At 33.8% G+C, this 10,070-nt stretch carries 10 protein-coding genes; 2 read left to right on the top strand and 8 right to left on the bottom strand.

Translation table 11 applies throughout. The features are described from left to right. Positions 1 to 612 precede the first annotated feature (612 nt). The 8 genes from ABI657_RS13460 to ABI657_RS13425 form a co-directional block, all read right to left on the bottom strand. The gene (locus ABI657_RS13460) at positions 613 to 1,908 is read right to left on the bottom strand and encodes a deoxyribodipyrimidine photo-lyase (RefSeq protein ID WP_348097786.1); all 1,296 of its coding nucleotides are present in this window, start codon (positions 1,906 to 1,908) and stop codon (positions 613 to 615) included. A gap of 256 nt (positions 1,909 to 2,164) precedes the next feature. After that, positions 2,165 to 2,641 carry an SRPBCC family protein gene (locus ABI657_RS13455; RefSeq protein WP_348097785.1) on the bottom strand — a complete coding sequence of 159 codons (477 nt, stop codon included), beginning with the start codon at positions 2,639 to 2,641 and terminating at the stop codon, positions 2,165 to 2,167. 174 nt (positions 2,642 to 2,815) lie between these two features. After that, complete coding sequence (locus ABI657_RS13450) at positions 2,816 to 3,256, bottom strand: carotene hydroxylase (RefSeq protein WP_348097784.1); 441 nt, start codon at positions 3,254 to 3,256, stop codon at positions 2,816 to 2,818. A gap of 26 nt (positions 3,257 to 3,282) precedes the next feature. Further along, positions 3,283 to 4,122 (bottom strand): phytoene/squalene synthase family protein, encoded by an 840-nt coding sequence (locus tag ABI657_RS13445; RefSeq protein ID WP_348097783.1) that lies wholly within the window; start codon positions 4,120 to 4,122, stop codon positions 3,283 to 3,285. A gap of 3 nt (positions 4,123 to 4,125) precedes the next feature. Next, on the bottom strand, positions 4,126 to 5,592 hold the full coding sequence (locus ABI657_RS13440) for an oleate hydratase (protein ID WP_348097782.1): 1,467 nt from the start codon (positions 5,590 to 5,592) through the stop codon (positions 4,126 to 4,128). Between the two features lie 38 nt (positions 5,593 to 5,630). After that, positions 5,631 to 6,530, bottom strand: a complete 900-nt coding sequence (locus ABI657_RS13435) for a MerR family transcriptional regulator (protein ID WP_348097781.1) — start codon at positions 6,528 to 6,530, stop codon at positions 5,631 to 5,633. A gap of 54 nt (positions 6,531 to 6,584) precedes the next feature. Next, positions 6,585 to 7,544, bottom strand: a complete 960-nt coding sequence (locus tag ABI657_RS13430; protein ID WP_348097780.1) for an ion channel — start codon at positions 7,542 to 7,544, stop codon at positions 6,585 to 6,587. A 114-nt stretch (positions 7,545 to 7,658) separates the two neighbouring features. Beyond that, positions 7,659 to 8,159: a tetratricopeptide repeat protein gene (locus tag ABI657_RS13425; protein WP_348097779.1), complete on the bottom strand. Its 501-nt coding sequence runs from the start codon at positions 8,157 to 8,159 to the stop codon at positions 7,659 to 7,661. Positions 8,160 to 8,424: 265 nt separating this feature from the next. Here ABI657_RS13425 and ABI657_RS13420 point away from each other — a divergent pair, with 265 nt between their 5' ends. Together ABI657_RS13420 and ABI657_RS13415 are read left to right on the top strand one after the other, a co-directional pair. Further along, positions 8,425 to 8,802: a hypothetical protein gene (locus ABI657_RS13420; protein WP_348097778.1), complete on the top strand. Its 378-nt coding sequence runs from the start codon at positions 8,425 to 8,427 to the stop codon at positions 8,800 to 8,802. 168 nt (positions 8,803 to 8,970) lie between these two features. Beyond that, the gene (locus ABI657_RS13415; RefSeq protein WP_348097777.1) at positions 8,971 to 10,053 is read left to right on the top strand and encodes an efflux RND transporter periplasmic adaptor subunit; all 1,083 of its coding nucleotides are present in this window, start codon (positions 8,971 to 8,973) and stop codon (positions 10,051 to 10,053) included. Positions 10,054 to 10,070: the final 17 nt, after the last annotated feature.

Below are 10,070 nucleotides of genomic sequence, written 5' to 3'. Positions count from 1 at the left end.
AATCAACACAAGATTTTAAAAATTTAATCAAAAGAACAATAACTTATTATTAGAAAAAAACTCCGGCTAACACAACTCTTAGGCGTGATTACAATTTTAATGTAATTAGCGTTTTTATTATATATCTTTTCGGTAGAAAATAGCCTTCTTCAAATTTTCCAACCTCGGCAAGCGACCAAACGTCAGGCTGTGAAAAAACCTCTTTTTTCGATTTAAATCTTCAAAATTTGCGATACTGTAATTCAAATAAAACCTTTTGAGAAGGCTCTTTTTTCAGGCGGCTAATTTGGTCTGAGAAAAATTGTTAGCTTTATTTAACTTTAAATAAATCGTTTCCACTAAAAACAAGACTTTTGCCTTGTAGGGTGAGTTCCATTTTTGGAGTTTTGCAATAAGTTCGGGAACGCCCAGTATAGTAATAATGCGTTTAATGTTATAGACTAACATTTTTACTTAATTATCTGTAAAGACGCGTTGTAAACGCTTTATTTAGTTTGCATTTTAAATAAGTACTCGTTGCAAACCAGATTGACAGTCATAATAATCAATATTCATGCTCAAAGATATAGGGTATTAGATTGCTTGGTTGCTCGAAATGACTTCAGACGAAAATTACTTAATAATCCCCTCCTTATAAGTCGCAATAGCGCGATCCCTTGCAAAAGCATGCTCAATCATAGGTTCATTGTAAGCCATATCAAATTCAGGAATCCATTTGCGGATGTAAATTCCTTTTTCGTCGAATTTCTTCAGTTGAATTTCCGGATTAAAAACCCTGAAATAGGGTGCAGCGTCACAGCCTGTTCCTGCAGCCCATTGCCAGTTGCCTACGTTAGACGCCAATTCGAAATCTAATAGTTTTTCGGCAAAATACCCTTCTCCCCATTGCCAGTTAATGAGCAAATGTTTGCATAAAAAACTGGCTACTACCATACGCACACGGTTGTGCATGTATCCGGTTTTGTTCAATTGCCGCATTCCGGCATCCACCATCGGATATCCTGTAGTTCCAGAACACCAGCGTTTAAAATCATCTTCGTTATTGCGCCACTGAATGCCATCATATGCCGGTTTGAAATTGTGATTCACAACTCTGGGAAAATTAAAAAGAATCTGAATAAAAAACTCCCTCCAGATCAGTTCGCTTAAAAAAGTCTGGTTTTTCCTGTTGGCCCAATTCACTAATTTCCGAATACTCACAGTGCCAAAACGCAGATGCGGCGACAAATAAGAGGTGCTGTCTAAAGCCGGAAAATCCCTTGTTTGTTTATAATTGGCAATTTGCGTTAAGTTGTGCGGCTGTACTTTAATACCGCTTCTTTCGAAACCGATTTGGGATAATTCAGGAAAAGGAAATTGTATTTTGGTAAAATTATGTAAAAAGAGCTTTGTATCATATTCAGGAGCTTGTCCTGAAAGATGGTATTTCTCCAGCCATTTATTTTTATAGGGTGTGTAAATCGTGTACGGAAGTCCGTCCGCTTTTGTAATTTCTTTTTCTTCAAAAATCACATGATCCTTAAAGGAAAACGCTTCTATATTATTTTCTTTTAATAATTGACCAATTGCCAAATCCCGTGTAATGGCATACGGTTCATAATCTTTATTAAAGAAAATATTCTGGATATCAAATTCTTGTAAAAGTGATTGCCAGACTTCAAAGGTTTTTCCTTTTTTGATTAGAATTGAAGAACCAATTGTTTTAAGTTCCGTATTTATTTTTTCAAGTGAATCGTAAATAAAGCTTACTCTCGCATCATTTTGAGGCAGGTTTTCCAGAATTTCATCATCAAAAATAAACAACGGAATTACAGTTAAACCTGATTGTAAGGCATGAAACAATCCTGTATTATCTTCTAAACGCAAATCACGCCGGAACCAGAAAAGGATAACTTTTTGTTTTGTCATCATTTGTGTATGATTTTAACACATAGAAACATAGATCTTAATTTTTGTTTAAAGAATAAGTTTAAGAAGCTGGTTTCTCACACATAGCTATGTGTTTTATACAAGTGAAACGCTTTTTCTATAATTTATAAATCTATGTTTCTATGTGTTTAAATTCTTAACAAGTTTTACATTTTTAAGCAATTTTATCATTTACGTAGTAATCTAAAGTTGCAATTTTTGGCACTGAGATCCCTGCGGAATGACAAGCGATGTTTTAAAAATGGTGTAATTTTAAATTAAACAATTCCTCGATTTTAGTACGACGAAAGTCAAAAATGCCATTAATCTTTTTATTTACCACTAATTTATTCATAATACGGCCTAGATACCCAAAAGGTATCGCGTAATGTACAATGTCTGTCATTTTTGTTCCGCCGTTTTCTGCCGGTTCAAAAAAGTGTTTGTGATGCCACAAGGCATATGGTCCAAAACGCTGCTCGTCTACAAAATACTGGTTTTCCTGAGAAACAGTAATCACTGTAACCCAATTGATTTTAATTCCCAACAATGGTTTTAAAGTGTAGCTTATAATTTGTCCCGGATACATGCGTTTGCCATCAAAATCCTGGATTTCGAACCTCATGTTTTCAGGAGTTATGGTCTGAAGGTTTTTTGGACTCGAAAAAAAGTCCCAGCATTCTTCAATCGTGGCGTTAAGATGTTGAACCGTTTCTATTTTATATATTTTCATAGATGTACATTAAAAAAGTTTTGGATTTACGAATGCGTTAGGGGTTGCAGTGTAGCTCTTTTTACAGCTGGCTTTTGCTTAGTAACTTCACTACCGCTTATGTCTGCCTGCTGTAAAAAAGCGGGAACGAAAAACCCGACCCCGCTTTTTCTGCGGGGTAACGCCCAACTAATTTTACATTTTATAATATTTGAGAGGAACAAATAACATTCCGAAACATTCTCCGTGTTCTTTTCCGAGGTGTTTGTGATGGATTTTATGTGCTTTTCGCAATCCGATGAGGTATTTGTTTTGGGTGTTTTTGAACCATTTAAAACGCTGGTGAATTAAAACATCATGTATCATAAAATAGCAAATCCCGTACAGCGTAATCCCACAGGCGACAAAGAACAAATAATTCAATCCGCCCTGAACGCCCAGATAAAATAAGGTAATACTTGGAATGGCAAAAATGACGAAGAAAATGTCGTTTCGCTCAAAAGTATGTTCATATTTTGGCTGGTGATGATCAGCGTGAAAGTACCACATAAGTCCGTGCATAATGTACTTGTGGGTAAACCAGGTCACACATTCCATGAACAGAAAGACACCTAAAAATATTAAAAAAGAAACCATTTTGCTTTTGTTTTTTGGAATGAATTTTAGACTAATTTTAATTTGTAAGTTACGAAAGATTGCGCTAAAAGTCCGGCTTTTGTATAATTAGAAACACGAATTCGTGAAGTTCCAATTTGGTGGCAAGGCGTGTTCTTTAGCTTTTTCAAAAGTTTTTTATAATAAACAAAAGCTGTATAAACGCCAAATTGTGCTTCAATTGGAAGTCTTACGATACCTTGGTATGCTATTCTGAAATCTTCTTCAATTTCATTAATGATGCTGCATTTTGCGTCTTCATCAAATGAATTCAAATCAACTCCTGGAAAATATGTTCTATTTAATACTAAATTATCATCTTTTAAATCCCTGAGGAAATTTACTTTCTGAAAAGCCGATCCAAGTCTCATGGCCTCATTTTTAAGCTGTTCGTATTTTTGCGGATTTCCTTTTACGAAAACCTTCAGGCACATTAAACCTACTACATCAGCAGATCCGTAAATGTAATCCTCATATTCGGTCTGGGTATTGTAAGTCGATTTTACAAGATCGAGTTTCATGCTTTTTAAAAAGGCCTGAATCAGGTCGTCTGTAATATTATAGTGTTTAACAGTTTGCTGAAAAGAATTCAAAATAGGATTTAAGCTGATTCCTAATTTCATTGCTTTATAATATTCTTTTTCGAAATCATTGATGAGGTTTTCTTTGTCATAATCATGAAAAGAGTCTACAATTTCATCAGCGAAGCGAACAAATCCGTACACGCTGTAGATAGCATCGCGGATGCTTGGTGACAGCATGTAAACTGCCAGCGAAAACGAGGTGCTGTATTTCTTGGTTACCAACTTGCTGCATTGGAAAGATACGGTGTCAAATAGTGATTTCATTTTCTATGATTTGATAGATTTTTTAATTAACTCAGCAACCAGTTTTCCTGAAATGAGAGCTGGAGGAACACCCGGACCCGGAACGGTTAATTGTCCTGTAAAATATAAATTCTTTATTTTTTTGCTTTTCAGCTTTGGTCTTAAAAAAGCCGTTTGCAATAAGGTATTTGCCATACCGTATGCGTTACCTTTATAGGCATTATAGTCGGTTACAAAATCGTTTTTGCAGAAAGATTTCTTAAATATAATGTTATTTTTAATTTTTTGCTGTGTAAGTTGTTCAAAACGAGTGATTATTTTTTCGAAATATTTTTCTCTAAGCGCTTCACTATCATTTATTCCTGGCGCCAGCGGAATTAAGAAAAATCCGCTTTCCATTCCTTCCGGTGCGGCAGTTTCATCGGTTTTTGATGGAAAATTAGCGTAAAATAACGGTTCGGCAGGCCATTTTGGATCGTCATAAATATCAGCTGCATGCTGATTAAAATCAACGTCAAAAAATAACGCGTGATGGGAGATGTTCTCTATTTTTTTATTGAAGCCAATATAAAACAGGAGAGAGGATGGTGCAAAAACACGGCTTTCCCAATATTTTTGAGAATAGCTACGATGCTCTTCCTCTATTAAAGTTTCGGTATGCTGGTAATCGGCACCGCTTACAATAATATCAGATTTGATGATTTTTCCATCGATTACAATTCCAATTGCAGTTTTGTTTTCGACAACGATTTTTTCAATGGGTGAATTGGTTTTTATGGTTACTCCTAATTCCAAAGCTAACCTTTCGATACCCTGAACGACATCAAACATTCCCGTTTTAGGATGCCAGGTTCCTAAACCAAAATCGGCATAATTCATGAAATTATAAAAAGAAGGTGTTTTGGATGGTTTTGCACCTAAAAACAATACCGGGAATTCCAGAATCTGAATTAACCTTTCATTTTTAAATTCTTTTCTAATGTCAGCACTTACATTTGATAGAAACTGACCCAGTTTTAAAGCTGTTTTAGGGGTAATTAATTCCAAGGGAGAAACTCCGGGACGATAAACCAAATCTTTTATAGCAATATCGTAATTGCTTTTGGCGTGATTGATGAAGGCTAAAAGTTTTTGACCACTTCCTTTTTCTATTGATTCAAAAGTTGCTGTTATCTCTTCTAAGCTATCAAAAATACTTATGAAATCGTTAATTCCAAAATAAACGCGATAAGCAGGATTTAACTTTATTAGTTCATAATAATCAGATTGTTTTGCATCAAAATCCTGAAAGAAACGCTCAAAAATATCCGGCATCCAGTACCAGCTTGGCCCCATATCAAAGGTAAATCCATCTTTTTTAAATTGTCTTGCACGGCCACCAATTGAATCATTCTTTTCATAAATAGTAATAGCATGTCCTTGTTGTGCCAAGTAACATGAAGCGGCTAAAGCAGAGAAGCCAGACCCTATTATTGTAATTTTTTTTCTCATTTGTTTAACAAATGTACAAAAACTTTAAACAAAAAAAATTAAATTTTATTAATTGTTTCTTCCATGGAGTTAAAAACAAAAGTTCTTTCGGATAAATTTTCTCTGTCTATATGCTCTGCCATCTTGCCCATAAGCCAGATTTCATTATTTTTTAGCAGTAATCTTTGCTCCATTTTTTTTACATATTGATTAATTATACTGCGTTCAGGCTGTACAGTCATGAAAGTAACAAAGGTGATAGTATCAAAATGTTTGGTAAGGTCTTCAAGATTTTCAATTGGCATGCTTTCGCCCAAATAAATTGTCTTGTAACCTTGTAATAAAATTTCATACTGAAGATACAACAATCCAATTTGATGAATTTCATTCATTGGTAAGGAAAGTACAAATATTTTATTGGTTTTAGTAGGTTTTAAAATTTGAAGACCTTCTGTATAAATTAATATTTTTTGTTTAATGAGGTGGCTCATGAAATGTTCATTAGCCGGACTTATAGTTTGGGATTGCCATAAAAGACCTAATTCTCTCAATAAAGGAAGAAAATGATCCTTAAAAACTTCCTTGAATGATTTTTCAGAAATCAGCCAGTCAAAAGTGTTAAAAAAAATCTCCTGATCAAAGTTCATCATCGCCATTTTAAAGGAATTGATAGCGAAGTTTTGTGCATTTTTCTTAGAAATTATTTCTCTTACCAATTGAGGTATTTTCTCTTCAGAAAAAGTAGCTATTTTAGATATTTTATAACCATATTCGTGGAGTAATGTAATGTTAAGAAGCTTTTGAAGACTTTGTAAATTATAAAGTCTGATGTTAGTATCCGTTCGCATTGGTTCCAGGACGTTATATCTTTTTTCCCAAATACGAATAGTATGCGCTTTTATGCCAGATAAGTTTTCAAGATCTTTTATGCTGAAAACCGTCTTAATGTTGTTCATCATTTTTAATTATTTGATAAACAAATGTAGAATAAAATCCGATTAAAACGATATGTATTAAATTTTTGTTGATTCAAACCAATTTAGCTGGTCTAAATGTAAAATAGTTTTTGAACTATCTTTACTTCTATTGTACATATTGTGAAATTTTGCTCCATATATTATTTCATCAAAAGTATAGGAAGTTCTGGCGGCAACTGTATTGCTGAACATATCATCAAAAGTAGTAATGAAAACTAAAATTTCACCCTGAGTTTTTTTAAAGTCTTCTTCTGTAAAATTATATAAAGGGCTATTTTCATTAATAGGATGAACTAGTGTCCAGCTTAAAGAAAGTGCATTGATCCTGTCCAGTTCCAAATCTAAAGAATAAAATTTATTTGTCATTTTTCCATTTTCCTCAACACTCATTCCCAGTGTAACTTTTGCCTTAGCATCAGTAAAATTGGTGTTTTTAAAAGGTACTAAACGAATCATTAAACCTTTGCCGCTTCCATAAGGGGAAATTAAAGCATTATGAGAAAATTTTAAAAATGCGGTCGGTTTGCTAAACCTCCCAAAAAACAAACCTGTTGCAATGGCAAAACTCAATAATCCAATTAAAGCTTCTGCAGCAGAAAGAGCACTGGTTAAAAACCCAGTTGGACTTATATGCCCGTAACCAACGGTTGTAAATGTTTGTGCGCTGAAGAAATAGGCCTGCCCAAATTGTGTTAATGGACTTTGTGACTGCTCAATACCATTAAGATGTTCTATACCAATTACATAATAAAGAATCGCAAAAATAAAATTGATAAGAATATAGAACACAAATAAAATAAACAAGAATTTCCAATTCGGCATATCAATCATGGTGTGGTACCAGCTAATACGACTTAGCAAATGCATTCCTCTTTTTTCAATGTTGGCAGTCCCGTTTTTATTTACAAAACGTCCGCCATAACTATTTGCATTGGTTCCAAACCCGGAATTTTTATCGGCCTGGGCTTTATTGTTTATCTTTTTAAGAAGCGCCATGAAATAAATTTGTTAAACAAATGTATGATATCTTTTATTTTAGTAGCATAGTTTTAAATAAAAAAGCAACCTGTAAAATGATTTACAGATTGCTAAAAGTTGTAGCGGGTTGTTTTATTTACAAAAAGTAGCTCTGTTTTTAATGGCACTTTTGCTTCCCAGCTCGATAGCTTTAGTGAAATCCTTGCAGCAGCTTTTTTTATCCCCAACTTTATTGTAGGCTAAAGCTCTTAAATTGTAGGCGATATAATCTTTGGGATTTAAATCGATACAGGAAGAACAGTCAGCAATTGCTTCTTTAAAATTCATTAATTTGTAATTTACGTTTGCTCTGCCGGTAAAAGCATCTGAGTTCATGGAATCTAATTCGATTGCCTTCGTAAAATCAGCCATTGCTCCTTTATAATCGTTTAAATTATATTTGGCAACTCCTCTGTTCTGATAAGCTTCCACAAACTGCAAATTCATGCCAATTGCTTTTGTGTAATCAGCAATTGCGCCTTTAAAGTTGCGGGATTCGGCTTTTTTTAAGGCTGTATCAAAATAACCGGTGGCAGATTGTGCCCAATTAGAGCATGCTGTCAATAAAAATAGGGCTAATAATAGGTTTTTCATAAAATTAATTTGGGGTTACATTACTATTTTACGAGACGAATATAGCAAATATTTGTTTTGTTAAGAGGTTTCTTTTTTACTAAATAATTAAAAATATAGTTACAATCGAGACTGTTATAAATAGAATAATTCCTTATTTATAAAAATTATTTTTTTTATAAATAAGCATTTAGTAAAAATGAAAACGTTTTCGTTAGTTTTAGTTGTTAAACCTTATTAAAAAACCTTTTTTTGTTTCAGTACTTTGATTACTTTCGCATCCAATATGAAAAGATGGTTTGCTTTTTTGTTATTCATGAATTTCCTTCTGGTAAGCGGAGGGCAATATATTCATGCAAAAACAAATCATACTGCTTCATTTCATAATATTGAAAGAAAACATCACATAAAATATACAAGTCAGGATCAAACCACTTCCATAATTGAAGAAGCTGATGTTGAAGAAGATTATTCTGGAAATAATGATGTCAAAGGCTTGCCGGGTGTTAAAAGTTTTTCTTCCAGATATAGTTTACTTAATCAATGGTATTTGACATTTCCTCGTCAAATTATTACCGATTCTTATAATTATTTTGAAATTTTCGGGTCTTCTTATGGCCAATCCAATCCTATTTACATTACTCAGAGAGTTTTAAGAATTTGATTCTGTCTAAACATCGGTTGCCATAGCGTGATCATGGATAGATATGAAATTTATTTTTAGATACTTTTCATTGTGAGATGTCACGTTTATTCTGGCGACTGATAATTTTTACCACTCAGGAATTTATATTCCTAATATTTCAATCGCTTAATTTCCATTTTTTATACCATGAAAAGAATAGTCGTATTAACGGGCTTATTAGCCTTGTTGTGCTTAACCAGTTGTACATCAAAAAAAGAAGAAAAAGAAGAAGAAGAAAAATTTACAGTGACCAGTCCTGTAGAAATCGACACTTCATTTACAAAAGAGTATGTTTCACAGATACGTTCTGTGCGGAACATCGAAATACGGGCCCAGGAAAAAGGGTTTTTACAAAATATTTATGTTGATGAAGGTCAGTTTGTAAAAGCAGGTCAGATCTTGTTCAGAATCATGCCAAAAATGTACGAAGCTGAATTGCTTAAAGCCCAGGCAGAAGAGAAACAGGCCGAAATAGAATTACTAAATGCCAAAACCCTGGCAGATAAAAACATCGTTTCTAAAAACGAACAGGCTGTTGCGCAGGCTAAACTTCAGGCAGCAAAAGCTGAGGTTGCACTGGCTAAACTTCATTTATCATTTACAGAAATCAGAGCTCCGTTTGACGGGACAATCGATAGAATTCCTTTAAAATTAGGAAGCCTTATCGACGAAGGAGAATTGTTGACCAGCCTTTCAGATAATAGTCAGATGTTTGCTTATTTCAATGTTTCTGAACCGGAATATCTTCAATACCAAACCGATGTAAAAGATCGTGCAGGGAAGAATGTTAGTTTGCTTCTGGCTAATGGAGAACCTTTTAAATACAAAGGAAATGTTGAAGTAATCGAAAGTGAATTCGATAGTGAAACCGGAAATATCGCCTTTAGAGCAAGATTTCCAAATTCAGGAAAATTGCTTAGAAACGGAGAAACAGGAAAAATTCAAATGCTTGTTCCTCTGAAAAATGCTATTGTGATTCCGCAAAAAGCGACTTACGAAATTCAGGATAAAAAGTATGTTTTTATTGTGGGTAAAAACAATAAAGTTAATTCTAAAGAAATTACGATTACAGGTGAGATTCCGGATTTATATGTAGTAAGCAGCGGACTTACGGCAAATGATAAAATTTTGCTGGAAGGAGTTCAGAAAGTAAAAGAAGATGACAAGATCAAGTACGGTTACATCGCTCCTAATAAGGTAATCAACAATTTGCGAGTTAAAGCAGAATAGGTTTAATCATTAAAAAA

It is taken from the genome of Flavobacterium sp., from assembly GCF_039930565.1.
Lineage (GTDB): Bacteria > Bacteroidota > Bacteroidia > Flavobacteriales > Flavobacteriaceae > Flavobacterium.
This window is presented reverse-complemented; position numbering and strand designations above follow the sequence as displayed.